Raw genomic sequence first — 20,385 nt, 5'->3', positions numbered from 1 at the left:
TTGTCGAGCAGCAACCCGCTGCGTGACCCCGCAGACCGACGGCTCCCGCGTATCGCGGGGCCGTCGGGCCTGGTCATCTTCGGCGTCACGGGCGATTTGTCACGTAAAAAGCTGATGCCCGCGGTGTACGACCTCGCCAATCGGGGACTGCTGCCGCCGGGCTTCTCCCTCGTCGGCTTCGCCCGCCGCGAGTGGGCGCACGAGGACTTCGCCCAGGAGGTCCACGACGCGGTCAAGGAGCACGCCCGCACGCCCTTCCGCGAGGAGGTCTGGCAGCAGCTCGTCCAGGGCATGCGCTTCGTCCAGGGCACCTTCGACGACGACGACGCCTTCGACCGGCTGCGCTCCACCATCGACGAGCTGGACAAGGCGCAGGGCACGGGCGGCAACTTCGCCTTCTACCTGTCCGTCCCGCCGTCCGCGTTCCCGGTCGTGATCCAGCAGCTGAAGAAGCACAAGCTGGCCGACCAGTCGAACGGCTCCTGGCGCCGCGCGGTCATCGAGAAGCCCTTCGGTCACGACCTCAAGTCGGCCGAGGAGCTCAACGCGATCGTGCACGAGGTCTTCGCCCCGGACCAGGTCTTCCGCATCGACCACTACCTGGGCAAGGAGACCGTCCAGAACATCCTGGCGCTCCGCTTCGCCAACACGATGTTCGAGCCGATCTGGAACCGGTCCTTCGTCGACCACGTGCAGATCACGATGGCCGAGGACATCGGGATCGGCGGCCGGGCCGGCTACTACGACGGCATCGGCGCCGCCCGTGACGTCATCCAGAACCACCTGCTCCAGCTGATGGCGCTGACCGCCATGGAGGAGCCCTCGTCCTTCGACGCGGACGCGCTCGCCGCCGAGAAGACCAAGGTGCTCGGCGCGACCAGGCTGCCGAAGGACCTGGGCGCGAGCACGGTCCGCGGTCAGTACGCGACCGGCTGGCAGGGCGGCGAGAAGGTCGTCGGCTACCTCCAGGAAGACGGCATCGACCCCAAGTCGAAGACCGACACGTTCGCCGCGATCAAGGTCGAGGTCGACAACCGCCGCTGGGCGGGCGTCCCCTTCTACCTGCGCACCGGCAAGCGGCTCGGCCGCCGCGTCACCGAGATCGCGGTCGTCTTCCAGCGCGCCCCGCACTCCCCCTTCGACCACACGGCGACGGAGGAGCTGGGCCAGAACGCGATCGTCTTCCGCGTGCAGCCCGACGAGGGCGTCACCGTCCGCTTCGGCTCCAAGGTCCCCGGAACCTCCATGGAGATCCGGGACGTCTCGATGGACTTCGCGTACGGCGAGTCCTTCACGGAGTCGAGCCCGGAGGCGTACGAGCGGCTGATCCTCGACGTGCTGCTCGGCGACTCGAACCTCTTCCCGCGCACCGAGGAGGTCGAGCTCTCCTGGAAGATCCTCGACCCGATCGAGCAGCACTGGGACAAGCACGGCAAGCCCGCCCAGTACCCCTCGGGGACCTGGGGCCCGGTCGAGGCCGACGAAATGCTCGAGCGAGACGGACGGAGCTGGCGTCGCCCATGAAGACCGATCTCACGGACACCACGGCCAGCAAGATCAACAAGGCGCTCGTGCTGGGCCGCCGCGCCATCGGCACCCCCGCCGTGGGCATGGTGCTCACCCTCGTCATCGTCACCGACGAGGAGAACGCGTACGACGCCCTGAAGGCCGCCAACGAGGCCTCGCGCGAGCACCCCTCGCGCACCCTCGTGGTCATCAAGCGGGTCTCCCGCTCGCCCCGCGACCGCACGAAGTCGCGTCTCGACGCCGAGGTGCGGCTCGGGGCGGAGGCGGGCACCGGTGAGACGGTGGTGCTGCGCCTGTACGGCGAGGTGACCAACCACGCCCAGTCGGTCGTCCTGCCGCTGCTGCTGCCGGACGCGCCCGTCGTCGTCTGGTGGCCGGTGAACGCGCCGCTCGACCCGGCGAAGGACCCACTCGGCTCGCTCGCCCAGCGCCGCGTGACCGACACCTACGCCTCCGAGGCCCCGGTACGGGAGCTCAACGCCCGCGCCGACGCCTACACGCCCGGCGACACGGACCTGTCGTGGACCCGCATCACGCCCTGGCGTTCGATGCTGGCCGCGGCCCTGGACCAGGTCACCACCTGCGACGTGGACGCGGTCGAGGTGGAGGGCGAGGAGTTCAACCCGAGCTGCGAGCTGCTCGCGATGTGGCTCGCGGACCGGCTGGACGTCCCCGTCAAACGCTCGCTGTCCTCGGGCCCCGGCCTCACCGCGGTCCGGCTGGACACGAGTTGCGGCCCGATCGTCCTGGACCGGGCCGACGGCACGCTCGCGACCCTGTCCATCCAGGGGCAGCCCGACCGCGCGGTGGCGCTCAAGCGCCGCGACACGGCCGAGCTGATGGCGGAGGAACTGCGCCGTCTCGACCCGGACGACACCTACGCCTCGGCGCTGCGCTACGGACTCGACCGGCTGAACGCGACCAAGGACACCGCCGAAGCCGCCGCCCCGGGCGGCACGGCGACCGCCGTGAAGACGGCCCCTGCCGCCAAGGACTCCCCCGCGGGGGTGGCCGAGAAGGCGCTCGCCAAGAAGGCCGCGGCGGACAGGGCGGCCGCCGAGTGAACACTCCGCAGCTCGTCGTGCACCGCGACAAGGAGCTGATGGCCCAGGCCGCGGCGGCCCGGCTGATCACGAAGATCGTGGACGCCCAGGCCTCGCGCGGCCACGCCTCGATCGTGCTCACCGGCGGGCGCAACGGCAACGGGCTCCTCGCGGCGCTCGCCTCGGCACCCGCCCGGGACGCGGTCGACTGGGCGCGCCTCGACCTGTGGTGGGGGGACGAGCGGTACCTCCCCGAGGGCGACCCCGACCGCAACGACACGCAGGCCCGCGCGGCCCTGCTCGACGCGGTGCCGCTGGATCCGGAGCGGGTGCACCCGATGCCGGCGTCCGACGGTCCGTACGGCGCCGACGCGGACGCGGCGGCCCAGGCGTACGCGGCGGAACTCGCGAAGGCCGCCGGCCCGGAGAACCACGGTTCGGTTCCCGCCTTCGACGTCCTGATGCTGGGCGTCGGCCCGGACACCCACGTGGCCTCGCTCTTCCCGGAGCTGCCCGCGGTGCGGGAGACGGAGCGGACGGTGGTCGGCGTGCACGGAGCGCCCAAGCCGCCGCCGACCCGGATCTCGCTGACCCTGCCCGCGATCCGCCGCGCCCGCGAGGTGTGGCTGCTCGCGGCGGGCGAGGACAAGGCGCAGGCGGCCGCCATCGCCCTGTCCGGCGCGGGGGAGATCCAGGCCCCGGCCGCCGGCGCCCGCGGCCTCGCGCGCACCCTGTGGCTCCTGGACGCGGCGGCGGCGTCCCGGCTGCCGCGGTCGCTCTACCCGCCGGCTTCGGCCTGACCGCCTGACCGCTCCCGTTCCCTCGAAGGCCGGAGAAGCCCGCCCAGCGGCTTCTCCGGCCTTCGAGGTTCGGGGGTGGGTCGTCTTCGGGGGCCGTGTCCGGACTGCCGTCGACGTGATCGCCCGAGCCCTACGGGAAGCGGGCGGACTCCCACCGCCCGCTTCCCCTCATGCGGGCCTAACGACCGCGCAACTGCCGGTACTTGGCGACCAGGGCCTTGGTCGACTCGTCCAGACCGGGGACGTCGGCGCCTTCGGTGAGGGCGGGTTCGACGCGCTTGGCGAGGACCTTGCCGAGCTCGACGCCCCACTGGTCGAAGGAGTCGATGTTCCAGATCGCGCCCTGGACGAACACCTTGTGCTCGTAGAGGGCGATCAGCTGGCCGAGGACCGAGGGGGTCAGCTCGCCGGCGAGGATCGTGGTCGTGGGGTGGTTGCCCGCGAACGACTTGTGCGGCACCAGCTCCTCGGGCACGCCCTCGGCGCGCACCTCGTCCGGCGTCTTGCCGAAGGCCAGCGCCTGCGTCTGCGCGAAGAAGTTCGCCATCAACAGATCGTGCTGGGCGACCAGGCCCGGCAGCAGATCGGCGACCGGCTCGGCGAAGGCGATGAAGTCGGCGGGGATGAGCTTGGTGCCCTGGTGGATCAACTGGTAGTAGGCGTGCTGGCCGTTGGTGCCGGGCGTGCCCCAGACCACCGGTCCGGTCTGCCACTCGACGGGGTTGCCGTCGCGGTCCACGGACTTGCCGTTGGACTCCATGTCGAGCTGCTGGAGATAGGCGGTGAACTTCGACAGGTAGTGCGAGTACGGCAGCACGGCGTGCGACTGAGCGTCGTGGAAGTTGCCGTACCACACCCCCAACAGGGCCAGCAGGAGCGGCGCGTTGGCCTCGGCGGGAGCCGTGCGGAAGTGCTCGTCGACGAGGTGGAAACCGTCGAGCATCTCGCGGAAGCGGTCCGGACCGATCGCGATCATCAGCGACAGGCCGATCGCCGAGTCGTACGAGTAGCGCCCGCCGACCCAGTCCCAGAACTCGAACATGTTCGCCGTGTCGATCCCGAAGTCCGACACCTTCTCGGCGTTCGTGGACAGCGCCACGAAGTGCTTCGCGACCGCCTCCTGGCCGGCCTTCAGCCCGGTCAGCAGCCAGTCGCGCGCGGAGGTGGCGTTGGTGATCGTCTCGATCGTGGTGAACGTCTTCGAGGCGATGATGAACAGCGTCTCGGCCGGGTCCAGGTCCCGCACGGCCTCGTGCAGGTCCGCGCCGTCCACGTTCGACACGAACCGCAGCGTCAGACCTCGGTCGGTGAAGGAGCGCAGCACCTCGTAGGCCATCGCCGGACCGAGGTCGGAGCCGCCGATCCCGATGTTCACGACGTTCTTGATCCGCCTGCCGGTGTGCCCGGTCCACTCGCCCGAACGGACCCGCTCCGCGAAGCCCGCCATCTTGTCCAGCACCGCGTGCACGGCCGGCACCACGTTCTCCCCGTCGACCTCCACCACCGCGCCCCGCGGCGCCCGCAGCGCCGTGTGCAGCACCGCCCGGTCCTCGGTCGTGTTGATCTTCTCGCCCTGGAACATCGCGTCCCGCAGCCCGAACACGTCGGTGGCGACGGCCAGCTCGCGCAGCAGTCGCAGCGTCTCGTCGGTGACCAGGTGCTTGGAGTAGTCGACGTGCAGATCGCCGACCTGGAGCGAGTAACCCGAACCGCGCCCGGGATCGGCCGCGAACAGGTCGCGCAGATGGGTGTCCGCGAGCTCCTCGCGGTGCTTGGCCAGAGCGGTCCACTCGGGCGACTGGTTGAGCCGGGTACGGCTTTCTGCGTTCATCTCGGACTTCCGCCTTCTTTCCTGCCTGTGCTGCTGCGTACCTTGCCCCGCTGCCGGTCCCAACCTAATTGATCAGGGCTGGACGCGAGCTGTCGTGGTCTCGTCCTCCGGCTCGACAACAGATACGTCCCGCTCGACGGGAGGTATCAGCGCGATGACAGTGAGGCCGAAGAGCACGGCGGCCACGCCCCCATGGATTTCCTGGCCGCGCTGCTGCATCAGCGTGACCGGGCCGGCGTTCCCCACACGATCATCGCCCCGCGTGTCCCCGCGTGCGGCCGGCCCGGCACGTGCCCACCGGGGTCTCGACGGGGCGCGCCCCCGCCGAGGTCACACAGGGGGTGGTCGTCCACACCGCCCGCGGCACCCGGTGGCTCCGCAGGGCGCGTGGTCCTCCCTCGTCTCCGTACGCAGGTGCTCGCGCGTGGGCGCCCGCGCGCTCCGGCATCCGGCCCAGCGAGGCGGGCCACCAGCGAGCCCCGCACGGCGTCGAAGGCTGCCCCCACCGCGTGCCGTCGATCCACCCGGTCGGTACCTGACGCGACGCAAGGTCCGCGCCCGACACCGGGGTTCGGGCTCCGAACAGGCACCCCGGCGCACGACCGGGCGTTCGGGTGCGGAACCATGACCAGGAGCCCGCCGGCGGCGCTCGCGTCAGCCTTAGGTACCGGTGGCCGGCACCGTACGGGCGGCCCCGGGCGCGCGGGCACGGCTCGCGCGGATGGCCGGGCAGCGCACAGGCCTCGTGGGCACAGCGGTTCCCGTGACGGGGCGGTGCCCGTCCGCGAAGTCGCCGCGATGCCGTCGTGAAACGGCTCCGGCCAGGCACCCGTGGGGTGTCCGGCCGGTTCTCAAGTTCTAGATCTCGCCCCGCAGTTTGGCGAGCGCCTCGGCGAGGATCGCCTCGCCGTCCGCGTCGCTGCGCCGCTCCCGTACGTACGCGAGGTGCGTCTTGTAGGGCTCGGTACGCGGCGGGTCCGGCGGGTTGTCCCGGTCCTGTCCGGCGGGGAAGCCGCAGCGCGGACAGTCCCAGGTGTCGGGGACCTGCGCGTCGCTGGCGAAGCTGGGCTGCGTCTCGTGCTCGTTGGAGCACCAGAAGGAGATGCGCAGCCGCGGCGCGGACTCGCCGCGCTCGGCCTCGCCCATCGGCCCCGCCCCGACCCGGCTTCCTCGGATCGCGTTGCCACTTGCCACGGTCGTAACTCCCTGCGTGATGGTGCCGCGAAGCGAGTCGGCGTGACGCTTCGCTGCGAGCGCCTCAGTCTACGTAAGGCCCAACGCGCGTCCAGTGATTGGAGTTACATCCCACCCCTAGACGCAAGCCCCATGATAGGCGGCGCCTGAGGGCGCGTACCGGACATGGGGCCTTACGTGCGGAATGTGCTTGCGTAATGTGCAGTTGTGCTGTCGTACCGGTGTCGGCCGGTGATCAGTTGTTGATCTTCATCAGAATGCCGAGCACGACGATGCACGCGAACCAGAGCAGACCGAGCACCACAGTGATGCGGTCCAGGTTGCGCTCGGCAACCGAGGAACCACCGACGGACGACTGCATGCCGCCACCGAACATGTCGGAGAGGCCGCCGCCCTTTCCCTTGTGCATCAGCACCAGCAGCATCAGCAGCAGGCTGAAGACGATCAGGGCGATCGAGAACCCCAAAACCACGGCTGGACCAACTTCCTCGGAACTGGATGGACGACGGGGGTCCGGCGCAACGGCACCAGACCCCCGCAAGGGTACGACGAATCGCCGCTACCGCATACTTACTGGTCGCGGAACCGGACGATCTTGACGAACTCGTCGGCGTCGAGGGCCGCGCCACCGACCAGAGCGCCGTCGATGTCGGGCTTCGCCATGATCTCGGCGACGTTTCCGGACTTCACCGAGCCGCCGTACTGGATGCGGACCTGGTCGGCCAGCTCCTGGGAGTACAGCTCGGCGAGCTTGGCGCGGATCGCCGCGCAGACCTCCTGGGCGTCGTCGGCGCCGCAGACCTTGCCGGTGCCGATGGCCCAGACGGGCTCGTACGCGATCACGACGGACTCGGCCTGCTCGGCCGGCAGGTCCGCGAGACCGCCCTCGACCTGCGCAAGCGTGTGCGCGACGTGGTTGCCCGCCTCGCGGACGTCCAGCTCCTCGCCCACGCACAGGATCGGGGTCAGACCGTGCTTGTAGGCGGCCTTGACCTTGGCGTTCACGATCGCGTCGGTCTCGTTGTGGTACTGGCGGCGCTCGGAGTGGCCGATGGCCACGTACGTGCACTTCAGCTTCGCCAGCATCGCGCCGGAGATCTCGCCGGTGTAGGCACCGGAGTCGTGCGCCGAGAGGTCCTGGGCACCGTACTTGATCTTGAGCTTGTCGCCGTCGACCAGGGTCTGCACGGAGCGCAGGTCGGTGAAGGGCGGCAGGACGGTGACCTCACAGGCCTCGTAGTCCTTGTCCGCCAAGGCGAAAGCGAGCTTCTGGACGTGGGCGATGGCCTCGAGGTGGTTGAGGTTCATCTTCCAGTTGCCCGCCATCAGCGGCGTGCGCGTGCTCATCTAGGTCAGTCCTCCAGTGCGGCAAGGCCGGGGAGCGTCTTGCCCTCGAGGTATTCGAGGGAGGCGCCGCCACCGGTCGAGATGTGGCCGAATGCGTTCTCGTCGAAGCCGAGGGTGCGCACCGCGGCGGCGGAGTCACCACCACCGACGACGGTGAAGCCCTTGGACTCGACGAGGGCCTGGGCGACCGCCTTGGTGCCCTCGGCGTAGTCGGGGTGCTCGAAGACTCCCATGGGACCGTTCCAGAAGACGGTCTCGGCGTCGGCGAGCTTGGCTGCGTACAGGGCACCGGACTTCGGGCCGATGTCGAGGCCCAGTTGACCCTCGGGCATCCGCTCCGCGTCGACCACCGTGTGCTCGGTGGCCGCCTTGGCCTTCAGGTCCGGGAATCCGGGGGCGACCACGACGTCGACGGGGAGCACCAGCTCGACGCCCAGCTTCTCGGCGCGCTCCATGTACTCGGTGACGGCCGGGATCTGGTCCTCCTGCAGGAGGGAGCTACCGACCTCGTAGCCCTTGGCCTTGAGGAAGGTGAAGGCCATGCCGCCGCCGATGAGCAGCTTGTCGGCCTTGCCGAGCAGCTGGTCGATGACGGCGAGCTTGTCGGAGACCTTGGAGCCGCCGAGCGCGACGACGTAGGGGCGCCGGACGTCCTCGGTGAGCTTCTTCAGGACGCCGACCTCGGTGGCGATGAGGTAGCCGGCGTAGTGCGGCAGGCGGGCCGGGAGGTCGTACACGGAGGCGTGCCCCCGGTGCACGGCGCCGAAGCCGTCACCCACGTAGACGTCGGCCAGGGCCGCGAGGCTGTCGGCGAACTCGCCGCGCTCGGCGTCGTCCTTGGACGTCTCGCCGGCGTTGAAGCGGAGGTTCTCGATGACCGCGACCTGGCCGGGCTCGAGGCCGTTCACCGCGTCGTGTGCGGCGGGGCCGACCGTGTCCTGCGCGAACGCGACCGGCGCGCCGAGCAGTTCACCCAGTCGCTCGGCGGGCTGGAGGAGGGAGAACGCCGGGTCCGGGGCGCCCTTGGGGCGGCCCAGGTGCGAGGCGACGATCACCTTGGCGCCCGCCTCGGCCAGCGCCTTGACGGTGGGGAGGACGGCGCGGATGCGGCCGTCGTCGGTGATGCGGCCGTCGGCCAGCGGGACGTTGAGGTCGGCGCGGACGAAGACCCGCTTGCCGTCCACGCCTTCGGCGAGAAGCTCGTCGATCGTCTTCATAAAGGGACTCCTAGGGAAGGCTCTTCGGTACCGAGAGGGCTGGTCGATCAGGCTGGTCGACCGGGCTGCCCGACCACGCCGATCGATTCACTACGTGGCACAGGGCTCGGGCAGCGCGCTGCCCGAGCCCTGGCTCACATCGAGGTGCCTGCTCCGGGTACTAGAGCTGGCCGCCGACGAAGACCGTGAGGTCGACGAGGCGGTTGGAGTAGCCCCACTCGTTGTCGTACCAGCCGAGGATCTTCACCGTGTTGCCCTCCTGGACCATGGTCAGGGAGGAGTCGAAGGTGCAGGAGGCCGGGTCGCTGACGATGTCCGAGGAGACGATCGGGTCCTCGGTGTACGCCAGGAAGCCCTTGAGGTCGCCGTCCTCGGAGGCCTTCTTGAACGCGGCGTTGACCTCGTCCTTGGTGACCTCGCGCTGCAGCGTCACGACCAGGTCGGTGGCCGAGCCGGTCGGGACCGGGACGCGCATGGCGATGCCGTCCAGCTTGCCCTTGAGCTGCGGGAGGACCAGGGCGGTGGCCTTCGCGGCACCGGTCGTGGTCGGGATGATGTTCTCGGCGGCGGCACGGGCGCGACGCAGGTCCGAGTGCGGGAAGTCCAGGATGCGCTGGTCGTTCGTGTACGCGTGAACCGTCGTCATCAGGCCCTTGACGATGCCGAAGTTCTCGTCGAGAACCTTGGCCATCGGCGCCACACAGTTCGTGGTGCAGGAGGCGTTGGAGATGATGTTGTGGTTCGCCGGGTCGTACTTGTCCTGGTTGACGCCCATCACGATGGTGATGTCCTCGTCCTTGGCCGGAGCCGAGATGAGGACCTTCTTGGCGCCGCCGGCGATGTGCTTCTCGGCGTCGGCCTTCTTCGTGAAGATGCCCGTCGACTCGATGACGATGTCGACGCCCAGCTCGCCCCACGGGATGTCGGCGGGGTTGCGCTCGGACAGGACCTTGATGGTGTGGCCGTCGACGGTGATCGTGTCGGCGGTGTGCGACACCTCGGCCTTGAGGCGGCCCAGGATGGTGTCGTACTTCAGAAGGTGGGCGGTGGTCGCGGTGTCACCCAGGTCGTTGACAGCCACGATCTCGATGTCAGCACCCTGCTCCAGCAGCGCGCGGAAGTAGTTACGACCGATGCGGCCAAAGCCGTTGATGCCTACGCGGATCGTCACGAACCGATCTCCTCGTTAGGTGTGCCGGCTCAGTTGCCGGCGAGTTGTATGGGATGTCCCCGACCGCCTCCGACCCTACCTCCCTGAGACCTCCTGAGTGACATCGACTACGTCCATACACGGCAGGGCGGTCCGTACCCGCCAGTAGGGGTACGGACCGCCCGCACTGTTCATGCGATTGTCACGGACAGTCAGCCGCCCAGTGCCGAGAGCGCCTTCCCGATCAGGGCCGCGCGATCGGCCGCCGTGGTGACGTGTTCCAGGCCGAAGCCCAGCAGGACGGAGTCGTCCGTGGTGACCGCTCCGTACGTCTTGAAGAGTTCACCCGTGCGCGCCCAGTCCCGCAGGACGGCCGGGCTGCCCGCGGGCGGCCCGGGGACGCTCCAGGCGCCGAGGGACGACTCGAAGCCCTCCGTCTGGGTCGCGGTGCCGCCGACCACGAGGGCGGCGTCGTCGACGAGCAGGCCGTGGCCGCCCGAGCTCGGGTCACTGATGTAGGTGAACGAGAGCTCGATCGACTTGCCCGCGTAGGCGCTCAGGTCGAAGTTCACCTGCTGCCAGCCGCTGGAGGCGCCGGTGAAGCTGTTCCACGCGCCGCTGGTGCCGGTGGCGGCGCAGCCTCCGGTGTTCACGGTCAGGTAGTGCTTGATCCACGGGTGTTCCCTGGCGAGGAAGGCGGCCTCGCACTCGGTGGGAACGGTCGCCGAGGTGGCCCCGCCCGCCTCGGGAAGCGTGGTCCAGTCCTCGGCCCCGGTCGTGTGGACCTCGACGATCGCGTGGTCGTAGCCGGGTTCGGTGTCCCACAGGATCTGGGAACGGAGGGTCGGCTTGTCGGCGGCCGAGACACCGGTGAGGTCGATGGTGCGGGTGAGGCGCTTGTAGGCGTCGTCGGTGTGGACCGCGGCGGCCATGTAGGAGCCCGCGTAGGGCCCGTACGGGTTGACCGTCCCGGCGAACTGGCCCGCGCCCGAGCTGGAGGCGAACTGCGGGTACTGCGTGGCGGAGAGCGAGTCCGAGGTGACGCCGTAGGTGCCCGCCGCGTTCAGCGGGTTGCCGGGCGCGCCGGTGAGCGCTCCCGAGGCGCCGGTGAGCGCGCCCGAGCCGGCGAACCCGTTCGCGCCCGGGGTGGACGTACGGGAGTAGGCGCCCAGGTAGTACTGGCTGAAGTCGTTCGACAGGGTGCCCCCGCCGAGGTCGACGCTGCCCCCGGCCAGCTCGCCCGCCTCGACCAGCTTGCCGCCCTCGTTGAGGTAGGCGCGCAGCTGGAGCTGGGTGGCGTTGCCGGGCCGCAGGGCGCCCGTGTAGTGGACGACGGTCCCGAAGTGGCCGAGGACACCGAGCGCGTCCGGCGCGCCCTGGGTCGCGACGTCCCAGACGAGGGCCTTCTCGCCGTTGGCCTTCAGCGCGTCGACGTACGTCTGCGCCTGTGTGGCGGTCGCGCCCTCCTCGGCGACCACCAGGACGTCCGCCCGGGGCCGTTCGGCCACGGTGTACGTGAAGTGCGGTCCGGCGGTGGGCTTCCCGCTCCTGGTCTCGCCGGTGGCCCAGACCTCGACCTTGTCGCCGGGGCTGCCGTCCTTGACCTTGGCCCGGTACTCGTCGAAGTAGAGGTTGTCCTCGCCGCCGAAGGTCTCGCCGCCCTGCCAGGGCTTGAGCGCCATGTCCAGCGTGCGGCCGCCGTTGACCCGGTACTTGAGCTCCTTGTCGCGCACCGACCGGCGGGCGACGACGGAGACCTCCTGGTCGGCGCCGCGGGAGTAGGACGTCGAGAAGGCGGCCGGGGTGAAGTCGGGGGCGTCGATGCCGACCGAGGAGGAGGGCCGGTCGGGATGGGCCGCGGTCTCGGCGACGGAGAGCGCGAACGGGACGTTCTTCTCGAACTCCTGCTCGATCAACTTCTCGTCGTCCGGGAAGGTGAAGACGGAGGCGCAGTCCGCCGCGTTCCAGGCGTCGTCCGGGTCCTGGCCGGACACGGTCTGGCAGGTCGACATCTCGGGGGTGAACATCGCCATGCCGTTGACGTTGCCCGCGTGGCCGTCCGCCTCGCCGTTGGTGGTGTAGAGCTCCGAGGAGACCTGCGGGTGGTACCCGGGGACCGCCGAGTTCTCGGGGGTCCCGGCGAGTGCCTTGTAGAGCACGTCGTCCGGGGTCGGTGTCGCCACCTGCCAGCCGACTCCGTAGAGCAGGAGTTCGGCGGCGGAGTGGTAGTTGATGCCGTACGAGAAGCCGACGCGCTTCTCGAAGGCGTCGAGCGCCTTGGTCTCCGGCTCGGAGGCCGGAGTCGTGCCGCGGTAGGTCTCACTGGTGGGGTTCGGTGACGATCCCTCGTCGTCGTAGCCCCACTTGTAGGCGAAGTTCCGGTTGAGGTCGACGCCGTCACCGGTGGAGATGACACCGTCGCCGTTGACGTCCCGCAGGTTCTTGCGCCACTGGCGGGCGTCCTCGTCCTGGAACGTGTGGTCGTAGCCGTCGGGGTTGGCCGACAGGACGAACCACAGCTCCGTGGAGTCGACGATCTTCTTGACGCGCTTGTCGGTCGCGTAGTTGTCCAGGTAGTAGTGCATCAGCCGCCGCGTCATCTCGGGCGTGATCCACTCGCGCGCGTGCTGGTTGGACATGTACAGCACCGACGGCTTCGCGCCGTCCTTGGTCTTCTTCGCGCCCTTGGTCAGCTTGAGCGCGAGGATGTCCTGGCCGTTCACGGTCTTGCCGATGGAGACGACCTTGGTCAGCCCGGGGTTGGCCTCGCCCGTCCTGACGATCTCCTCCTGGAGGTTGCCCTTCCCGCTGTACGGGCGGAAGACCCCCTGGGCGGCGTCCGCGACCCGGTCCTCCGCCTTGGCGGACAGGGTGTGCTCGGTGAGGCCGACGCCCTGCTTCTCCAGCTTCCGGGCCTGCTGGTCGGTGACGTAGACCTCTACGGTGCTCCTGCCGTTCTTCCAGGTGGCGTCACCGAGTTCGTGACCGTCCTGGCCGGCCGCGAGCAGCAGGGGTACCTGCTGCTTCGTGACCTCCGCGCGGAACACCTTCACGGCGTTCGCGTCGGGCCCGGGTGAACCGCCGCTCCGCGCCTGGGCGACGGGCGCCATCGCCGCACCGCCCAGCAGGAGCGCGCCGGTAGCGAGGATCGCGCTCGCTCTTCGTCTCATGAGCCCCCCTTGCACTGGTTCGCCACAGCAGCGAACAGATGCCAGGCTCATGACACTTCATGGTCAAGTCAAGGGTGCCTCGCCGAAGACGAACGCCGGTGCCGATCTCCCAAGTGGGGTTCGGCACCGGCGTGGTGACCTTCCGTCAGGTTCTCCCGCACGCTTCTCACGTCGTGCCGAGGAAGCCGGTCAGCCCGCGAGGTTGTCCGCCATCTCCTCGGACAGGTTCGACTCGGTCCCGGGGACGCCGAGGTCCTGCGCCCGCTTGTCGGCCATCGCCAGCAGCCGGCGGATACGGCCCGCGACGGCGTCCTTGGTCAGCGGCGGGTCGGCGAGGGCGCCCAGCTCCTCCAGGGAGGCCTGCTTGTGCTCCATGCGCAGCCGGCCCGCGGCGGCCAGGTGCTCCGGCACCTCGTCGGCGAGGATCTCCAGGGCACGCTGGACGCGGGCCCCGGCGGCGACTGCGGCGCGCGCCGAACGGCGCAGATTGGCGTCGTCGAAGTTGGCGAGCCGGTTCGCGGTGGCGCGGACCTCGCGGCGCATCCGCCGCTCCTCCCAGGCCAGCACCGACTCGTGCGCGCCGAGGCGGGTCAGCAGCGCGCCGATCGCGTCCCCGTCGCGGACGACCACCCGGTCCACTCCGCGCACCTCACGGGCCTTCGCGGCGATCGAGAGCCGACGGGCGGCGCCGACCAGCGCGAGCGCGGCCTCGGGACCCGGGCAGGTCACCTCCAGGGAGGAGGAGCGGCCGGGCTCGGTGAGCGAGCCGTGGGCCAGGAACGCCCCGCGCCAGGCCGCCTCGGCGTCGCAGGTGGCCCCAGAGACCACCTGCGGCGGCAGCCCGCGGATCGGGCGCCCCCGGCCGTCCACGAGCCCGGTCTGGCGGGCCAGCTGGTCCCCGCCCGCGACCACGCGCACGACGTAGCGCGAGCCGCGGCGCAGTCCGCCGGGGGCCATCACGATCAGTTCGGAGCTGTGGCCGAAGATCTCCAGAATGTCCCGCTTGAGGCGGCGCGCCGCCATGGCGGTGTCCAGCTCCGCCTCGATCACGATCCGGCCGCTCACCAGGTGAAGGCCGCCGGCGAACCGCAGAACGGCGGAGACCTCCGCCTTCCTGCAGCAGGTCCGGGTGACGGGGAGCCGGGAAATCTCATCCTTCACCGCTGCCGTCATCGCCATGGGCCGATCCTTCCATGCATCCGAAAAATACGGTCGTACGCAGCGGCCAACAGCTCCGGGTCGTGCCGCGGAGATCCATCGGTCCGGGCCACCGGCGCCAGCTCGACCGCGGCGCCGAGCCGCTGGGCGGCGTCGGCGAGAGAGTCGCGGTCGGGCACGGCGGCCTCGTCGGCCAGCACCACGTCCAGGGCGAGTTTAGGGGCGTGTCGTCCCAAAACCTCCAAATGACGCTGCGGGGAGAACCCTTCGGTTTCTCCGGGCTGCGGGGCGAGGTTCAGGGAGAGTACCCGGCGGGCCTTCGTCTGGATGAGGGCGTCCAGGAGTTCGGGCACCATGAGATGCGGAATCACCGAGGAGAACCAGGAGCCGGGGCCGAGGACCACCCAGTCCGCGTCGAGGACGGCGGCCACGGCCTCGGGCACGGCCGGCGGATCGCGCGGCACGACGTGCACGGACTGCACCTCGCCGGGCGTGAGTGCCACGTTGGCCTGGCCCCGGACGGTGCGGATCTCCTCGGGCCGGTCCGGATCGTGCCCCTTGACCAGGGCCTGGAGCTCCAGGGGCACGGCGGACATGGGCAGCACCCGGCCGTGCGCGCCCAGCAGTCTGCCGACCAGGTCGAGGGCCTGGACGTGGTCGCCGAGCTGCTCCCACAGGGCCACGATCAGCAGGTTGCCGACCGCGTGTTCGTGCAGGTCGCCCTTGGACTGGAAGCGGTGCTGGATCACCCGCGCCCAGGTCTGGCCCCAGTCGTCGTCGCCGCACAGCGCCGCCAGCGCCTTGCGGAGGTCGCCGGGCGGGAGGACGCCCAGCTCGTCGCGCAGGCGCCCGCTGGAGCCCCCGTCGTCGGCCACGGTGACGACGGCGGTGAGGTCGCCGGTGATCCGGCGCAGCGCGGTGAGCGAGGCGGACAGCCCCATGCCGCCGCCCAGGGCGACGACCTTGGGCTGGGCGCCACGGCGGCGCGGCTTGGCGCCGCGCGCCGTGGCGGGCTGGGTGGCGCGGTACCCGGGGATCTCCCGGCGCAGCCTGCTCAGCCGCAGGGTGGTACGTCCGCTCACTCGCGCCCCATGTCCCGATGCACGATCACGGTCTCCACACCCTGGGAGGCGAGCCGGGCGGCGAGCTTCTCGGAGGTCGCCACCGAGCGGTGCTTGCCGCCGGTGCAGCCGACCGCGATGGTCACGTAGCGCTTGCCCTCGCGCCGGTATCCGGCGGCGATGAGCTGGAGCAGTTCGGTGTAGCGGTCAAGGAACTCCTTGGCGCCGGGCTGGTTGAAGACGTACGCCGACACCTCCTCGTTCAGGCCGGTGAAGGGGCGCAGCTCCGGGACCCAGTGCGGGTTGGGCAGGAAGCGCATGTCCACGACCAGGTCGGCGTCGACGGGAAGGCCGTACTTGAACCCGAAGGACATGACGGTGGCCCGCAGCTCGGGCTCCTCCTCGCCCGCGAACTGGGCGTCCATCTTGGCGCGCAGCTCGTGCACGTTCAGGCTGGAGGTGTCGATGACCAGGTCTGCGTCGCCGCGCAGCTCGCGCAGCAGCTCACGCTCGGCGTCGATGCCGTCCACGATGCGGCCGTCGCCCTGGAGGGGGTGCGGCCGGCGCACGGACTCGAAGCGGCGCACCAGGGCCTCGTCGGAGGACTCCAGGAAGACGATCCGCCGGGTGACCTGCTTGGCCTCCAGGTCGGCGAGCGACTGGCGGAGGTTGTCGAAGAACCGGCGGCCGCGTACGTCGACGACGACCGCGATCCGTGCCACGTTGCCCTGGGAGCGGGCGCCGAGCTCCACCATGGTGGGGATCAGGGCGGGCGGCAGGTTGTCGACGACGAACCAGCCGAGGTCCTCCAGACACTTGGCGGCCGTGGACCGGCCGGCTCCGGACATGCCGGAGATGATCACCAGCTCGGGGATGGCCGCGTCCAGGACTCCGGTTCCCGCGGTCTCGATGCCCGTACCCACTTGTGCTCCGTCTTCCCGTGGTGCTTCACGCTCCGCGTGATCCTCGCTCGGTTCCCTGTGTTCCACCTGGCCCTGCGCCAGGCGTTCCGCGTCACGCGCGTCGTTCTCGGTCATGTCTCCTGCCCCCGTCGCTCGTCCGAGGCGCCTGCGGTCACGGGCTCCTCCGCGGGGCCCGCCGTCGTCCCGGGCACCGCGTCTTCGTCGTCTTCCATGATCTCTCCAGTCGCCGTGTTCACGGCGGGTGCGGCCGGAGCCGCCTGGGCGAGGGCCACGGCGATGGTCTCCGCCGTCTTTCGGCCTATGCCGGGAACCTCGCAGATCTGGTCGATCGTCGCGGACCGCAGCTTCTTCACCGAACCGAAGTGTTTGATCAGTGCCTGCCTGCGGGAGTCGCCGAGGCCCGGCACGTCGTCCAGGGGGCCCGCCCTGAAGCGCTTGGCCCGCTTGGCCCGCTGGTAGGTGATCGCGAAGCGGTGGGCCTCGTCCCGGACCCGCTGGAGCAGGTACAGACCCTCGCTGGAGCGCGGCAGGACCACCGGGTCGTCCTCGTCCGGCAGCCACACCTCCTCCAGGCGCTTGGCGAGTCCGCACACGGCGATGTCGTCGATGCCGAGCTCTTCGAGGGCCCTCCGGGCGGCGGCCACCTGCGGCCGTCCGCCGTCGACGACGACGAGCTGCGGCGGGTAGGCGAAGCGCTTGGGGCGGCCGTCGTCCTCGGAGGAGGCGCTCACGGAGAACGGGTCGCCCGAGGCGGGGGCCTCGGGGACGATCCCCTCGCGGAGGGCGGCCTCGGCGGCGGTCCCGGGGGCGTCGGCAGCCGTCCCGGGGACGGCGGCACCCGAAGCCGCTTCCTCGCCGTCCGTCCACTCCCCGGTCCGCTCCTTCTCGAGGAGGTAGCGCCTGAAGCGGCGGGTGATCACCTCGTGCATGGACCGGACGTCGTCCTGACCGGCGAAGCCCTTGATCTGGAAGCGCCGGTACTCGCTCTTGCGCTGGAGCCCGTCCTCGAAGACGACCATCGAGGCCACCACGTCGTCGCCCTGGAGGTGCGAGATGTCGTAGCACTCGATCCGCAGGGGCGCACTGTCCAGATCGAGCGCCTCGGCGATCTCCTCCAGGGCGCGGGAGCGCGTGGTCAGGTCGGAGGCCCGCTTGGTCTTGTGCAGGGCGAGTGCCTGGAGCGCGTTGCGCTGCACGGTCTCCATGAGCGCCTTCTTGTCGCCGCGCTGCGGGATGCGCAGCGACACGTTCGACCCGCGGCGCGCGGTGAGCCACTCCTGGACGGGCTCCACCGGCTCGGGCAGCGCCGGGACGAGCACTTCCTTGGGGACGGAGTCGCCCGTCTCCTCTCCGTAGAGCTGCTGGAGCGCGTGTTCCACCAGGTCGCCCGTGGTGACCGCCTCGACCTTGTCCGTGACCCAGCCGCGCTGGCCCCGCACGCGGCCGCCGCGCACGTGGAAGATCTGCACGGCGGCTTCCAGCTCGTCCTCGGCGACGGCCATGAGGTCGGCGTCGGTCGCGTCGGCGAGCACCACCGCGCTCTTCTCCATGGCCTTCTTCAGGGCCACGATGTCGTCGCGCAGCCGGGCCGCGCGCTCGTACTCCATCTCCTCGGCCGCGGCCGCCATCTGCTGTTCCTGACGGCGGATGTACGTCCCCGTACGTCCTGCCATGAAGTCGCAGAACTCCTCGGCCAGCTCGCGGTGCTCCTCGGCCGGGACCCGTCCGACGCAGGGGGCGGAGCACTTCCCGATGTAGCCGAGGAGGCAGGGGCGGCCGGTGCGGGAGGCGTTCTTGAAGACGCCCGCGGAACAGGTGCGGACCGGGAAGACGCGCAGCAGCAGGTCCACGGTGTCGCGGATGGCCCACGCGTGCCCGTAGGGGCCGAAGTAGCGCACGCCCTTCTTCTTCTGGCCGCGCATCACCTGCACCCGCGGGAACTCCTCGTTCATCGTCACCGCGAGGTAGGGATAGCTCTTGTCGTCGCGGTACTTGACGTTGAACCGGGGGTCGTACTCCTTGATCCAGGAGTACTCCAGCTGAAGGGCCTCGACCTCCGTGGACACGACCGTCCACTCCACGGACGAGGCCGTGGTGACCATGGTGCGGGTGCGCGGGTGGAGGTTCGCCAGGTCCTGGAAGTAGCTCGCCAGGCGTTGGCGCAGGCTCTTCGCCTTTCCGACGTAGATCACCCGGCGGTGCTCGTCGCGGAACCGGTACACCCCGGGAGAGTCCGGGATCTGTCCCGGCTTGGGGCGGTAGCTGGAGGGGTCGGCCATGTCACACACCCTACTGGCGCGGGCCGACAGCGCGGTCGGCTCCCGGCCCGCCTGTGGACACAGGCCCGGGGACCGCACGGCCGCGGCTCCGGGAAGGTCGGCCCGCCGGAGTACGGCCGACGCCAAACCGCGGCCGACCGACGCCCGACCGGCGACTGGGCCCGTCCGGAGCGCCCCGGACGGGCCCCGCGACGGGTGCCCCCTCGCGGGCTCGGCCCCGGCCTCGGCGCAGGGCCCGCGGGACGCTCGGGACGAGCGCGACGAGGGCTCCCCCGCCGGCCGTCGCGGACACCGTCCCACCGAGGGGATCGACTCCGGTCGGCACCGCCTGTTCCGGCCCCTCGCGGTCGGTCACCGGGGTGATCGTCCGCGCGTCCGCCCGCCACGGTCGCCGGGGCGGCGCCCGGAGCGGCCGGGACCGCGGCGAGGGCGGCACCTCGTCGGCGTCGGGCGCATCGCGTTCGCTCCTGGACGGGGACGAACGGCGACGGAGCGCCTCCAGGGCTGCGACGAGGCATGTTGAGCATCAGGTGTTGTCGGGACTTGGTCAACACGCTTCAATGCGGGGGAACTCGGGGCGTGAACGGCGAAACCCGCGGGTGGACAGCCCCCGCGCGCTCACGGGCGGCCCCGACAACCCGCACGAACGGCCTGACCAGCCGTAGTGAACCTCCACAGAAAGGCCCCTGCATGCGGCACGGCACACAGCACGCGGACGTCGCCACGGCGGAACTGGAGACGGCCCTGCGGGGCGGCCCCTTCCATGTCGCACTGCGCGCCGCGATCACCGCCCGCGGCCTGCCGCTGCAACGCGTCCAGCATCATCTGTCGCGCTACGGCGTCAAGGTCGGGGTGACGAGCCTGAGTTACTGGCAGCAGGGCGCCCGGCGCCCGCAGCGGCCCGAGTCGCTGCGGGCCGTTCGCGCCCTGGAGGAGATCCTCCAACTGCCGGACGAGTCACTGATCAGGCTGCTGGCCAAGGCCGAGGAACACATGGGTCCACAGCGTCCGGCGGGGCGGTCCTACCGCTCCCTGGTGGAGGCGTCCAGCGTTCTCGAACGACTGCTGGCCGAGCTGGATTCACCGGTCGACGGCGGCCTGCACACGATCGGCCATCACGAGCGGGTCCGCATAGGCGCCGATCGCCAACTGCTCGGCCGGGAGTCGCACCACATAGTGCGCGCCCACAAGGACGGTGTGGACCGCTATATGGCCATCCACCACGGTGACCCTGGCTGCGCGCCGGAGCGTACGGCGGTGCGGGCTCTGGAGAACTGCCGTACGGGCCGGGTCCGCTGGCACCGCGACACGGGGGTGCTCGTCGCCGAACTGCTCTTCGACATCCGGCTGCGGGCAGGCGATACGTTCCTCTTCCGCTACGGCTTCGAGGACGGCACGGCCGGTTCGTCCAGCGAGTACGTCCGAGGGTTCGGCTTCGCCGGCGGACAGTACGCGCTCCAGGTGCACTTCGCCGAGAACGCGCTGCCCGTACGCTGCCACCGCTTCACCCAGCACTCGGCGGCCGCGCCGCGCAGCGGCCGCCAGGAACTGGCCCTGAGCGGACGTCATCACTCCGTGCACCTGGTCGAGCCGCGTGTGCGGTCGGGGATCGTGGGGATCGGATGGGACTGGGAGTGACCGTCCGCCCGGTCGCGGCGCGTCGGCCAGTCCGGTCCCGGTCCTGA

At 70.6% G+C, this 20,385-nt stretch carries 16 protein-coding genes; 4 read left to right on the top strand and 12 right to left on the bottom strand.

Annotation, left to right across the window (positions count from 1 at the left end):
- Genes zwf through pgl form a run of 3 tightly spaced genes read left to right on the top strand, consistent with a single transcriptional unit; the run spans position 1 to position 3,370 of the window.
- Positions 1 to 1,524, top strand: a complete 1,524-nt coding sequence (gene zwf / locus ACFYW7_RS05620) for a glucose-6-phosphate dehydrogenase (protein ID WP_389498138.1) — start codon at positions 1 to 3, stop codon at positions 1,522 to 1,524.
- On the top strand, positions 1,521 to 2,591 hold the full coding sequence (gene opcA, locus ACFYW7_RS05615; RefSeq protein ID WP_389498136.1) for a glucose-6-phosphate dehydrogenase assembly protein OpcA: 1,071 nt from the start codon (positions 1,521 to 1,523) through the stop codon (positions 2,589 to 2,591). The genes zwf and opcA overlap by 4 nt, the downstream gene beginning before the upstream one ends.
- The gene (gene pgl, locus ACFYW7_RS05610; RefSeq protein ID WP_389498134.1) at positions 2,588 to 3,370 is read left to right on the top strand and encodes a 6-phosphogluconolactonase; all 783 of its coding nucleotides are present in this window, start codon (positions 2,588 to 2,590) and stop codon (positions 3,368 to 3,370) included. Before opcA ends, pgl begins: the two co-directional genes overlap by 4 nt.
- Before the next feature lie 178 nt (positions 3,371 to 3,548).
- Here the strand turns inward: pgl and pgi are convergent, their stop codons facing one another.
- The 12 genes from pgi to uvrC form a co-directional block, all read right to left on the bottom strand.
- Complete coding sequence (gene pgi / locus ACFYW7_RS05605) at positions 3,549 to 5,201, bottom strand: glucose-6-phosphate isomerase (protein WP_389498132.1); 1,653 nt, start codon at positions 5,199 to 5,201, stop codon at positions 3,549 to 3,551.
- A gap of 72 nt (positions 5,202 to 5,273) precedes the next feature.
- Positions 5,274 to 5,447 (bottom strand): hypothetical protein, encoded by a 174-nt coding sequence (locus ACFYW7_RS05600; RefSeq protein ID WP_389498130.1) that lies wholly within the window; start codon positions 5,445 to 5,447, stop codon positions 5,274 to 5,276.
- Positions 5,448 to 6,059: 612 nt separating this feature from the next.
- Positions 6,060 to 6,395: an RNA polymerase-binding protein RbpA gene (locus ACFYW7_RS05595; RefSeq protein WP_189108633.1), complete on the bottom strand. Its 336-nt coding sequence runs from the start codon at positions 6,393 to 6,395 to the stop codon at positions 6,060 to 6,062.
- Positions 6,396 to 6,630: 235 nt separating this feature from the next.
- Complete coding sequence (secG, locus tag ACFYW7_RS05590) at positions 6,631 to 6,861, bottom strand: preprotein translocase subunit SecG (protein WP_366699331.1); 231 nt, start codon at positions 6,859 to 6,861, stop codon at positions 6,631 to 6,633.
- A 104-nt stretch (positions 6,862 to 6,965) separates the two neighbouring features.
- On the bottom strand, positions 6,966 to 7,742 hold the full coding sequence (gene tpiA, locus ACFYW7_RS05585; RefSeq protein ID WP_389498127.1) for a triose-phosphate isomerase: 777 nt from the start codon (positions 7,740 to 7,742) through the stop codon (positions 6,966 to 6,968).
- A gap of 5 nt (positions 7,743 to 7,747) precedes the next feature.
- The gene (locus tag ACFYW7_RS05580; protein WP_389498125.1) at positions 7,748 to 8,959 is read right to left on the bottom strand and encodes a phosphoglycerate kinase; all 1,212 of its coding nucleotides are present in this window, start codon (positions 8,957 to 8,959) and stop codon (positions 7,748 to 7,750) included.
- Between the two features lie 160 nt (positions 8,960 to 9,119).
- Entirely contained in the window at positions 9,120 to 10,130 is a 1,011-nt protein-coding gene (gap, locus tag ACFYW7_RS05575) for a type I glyceraldehyde-3-phosphate dehydrogenase (RefSeq protein WP_389498122.1), read from the bottom strand.
- Between the two features lie 191 nt (positions 10,131 to 10,321).
- The gene (locus ACFYW7_RS05570; RefSeq protein ID WP_389498120.1) at positions 10,322 to 13,279 is read right to left on the bottom strand and encodes a M14 family zinc carboxypeptidase; all 2,958 of its coding nucleotides are present in this window, start codon (positions 13,277 to 13,279) and stop codon (positions 10,322 to 10,324) included.
- A 189-nt stretch (positions 13,280 to 13,468) separates the two neighbouring features.
- Positions 13,469 to 14,458, bottom strand: coding sequence for a DNA-binding protein WhiA (whiA, locus tag ACFYW7_RS05565; RefSeq protein ID WP_389498118.1), 990 nt, complete (start codon positions 14,456 to 14,458; stop codon positions 13,469 to 13,471).
- Positions 14,449 to 15,519, bottom strand: a complete 1,071-nt coding sequence (yvcK, locus tag ACFYW7_RS05560) for a uridine diphosphate-N-acetylglucosamine-binding protein YvcK (RefSeq protein ID WP_389498116.1) — start codon at positions 15,517 to 15,519, stop codon at positions 14,449 to 14,451. Before yvcK ends, whiA begins: the two co-directional genes overlap by 10 nt.
- On the bottom strand, positions 15,516 to 16,535 hold the full coding sequence (gene rapZ / locus ACFYW7_RS05555; RefSeq protein ID WP_389498114.1) for an RNase adapter RapZ: 1,020 nt from the start codon (positions 16,533 to 16,535) through the stop codon (positions 15,516 to 15,518). Before rapZ ends, yvcK begins: the two co-directional genes overlap by 4 nt.
- A complete protein-coding gene (gene uvrC, locus ACFYW7_RS05550) occupies positions 16,532 to 18,700 on the bottom strand; it encodes an excinuclease ABC subunit UvrC (RefSeq protein ID WP_389498112.1) in 2,169 nt (722 codons plus the stop codon). Before uvrC ends, rapZ begins: the two co-directional genes overlap by 4 nt.
- Before the next feature lie 690 nt (positions 18,701 to 19,390).
- On the opposite strand from uvrC, the gene ACFYW7_RS05545 reads away from it, so the two are divergent.
- Entirely contained in the window at positions 19,391 to 20,338 is a 948-nt protein-coding gene (locus ACFYW7_RS05545) for a hypothetical protein (RefSeq protein ID WP_389498110.1), read from the top strand.
- Positions 20,339 to 20,385: the final 47 nt, after the last annotated feature.

It is taken from the genome of Streptomyces sp. NPDC002580 (assembly GCF_042889485.1).
Lineage (GTDB): Bacteria > Actinomycetota > Actinomycetes > Streptomycetales > Streptomycetaceae > Streptomyces.
Note: the sequence above shows the minus strand (reverse complement) of the source record. Positions and strands in the feature narration are given on the sequence as shown.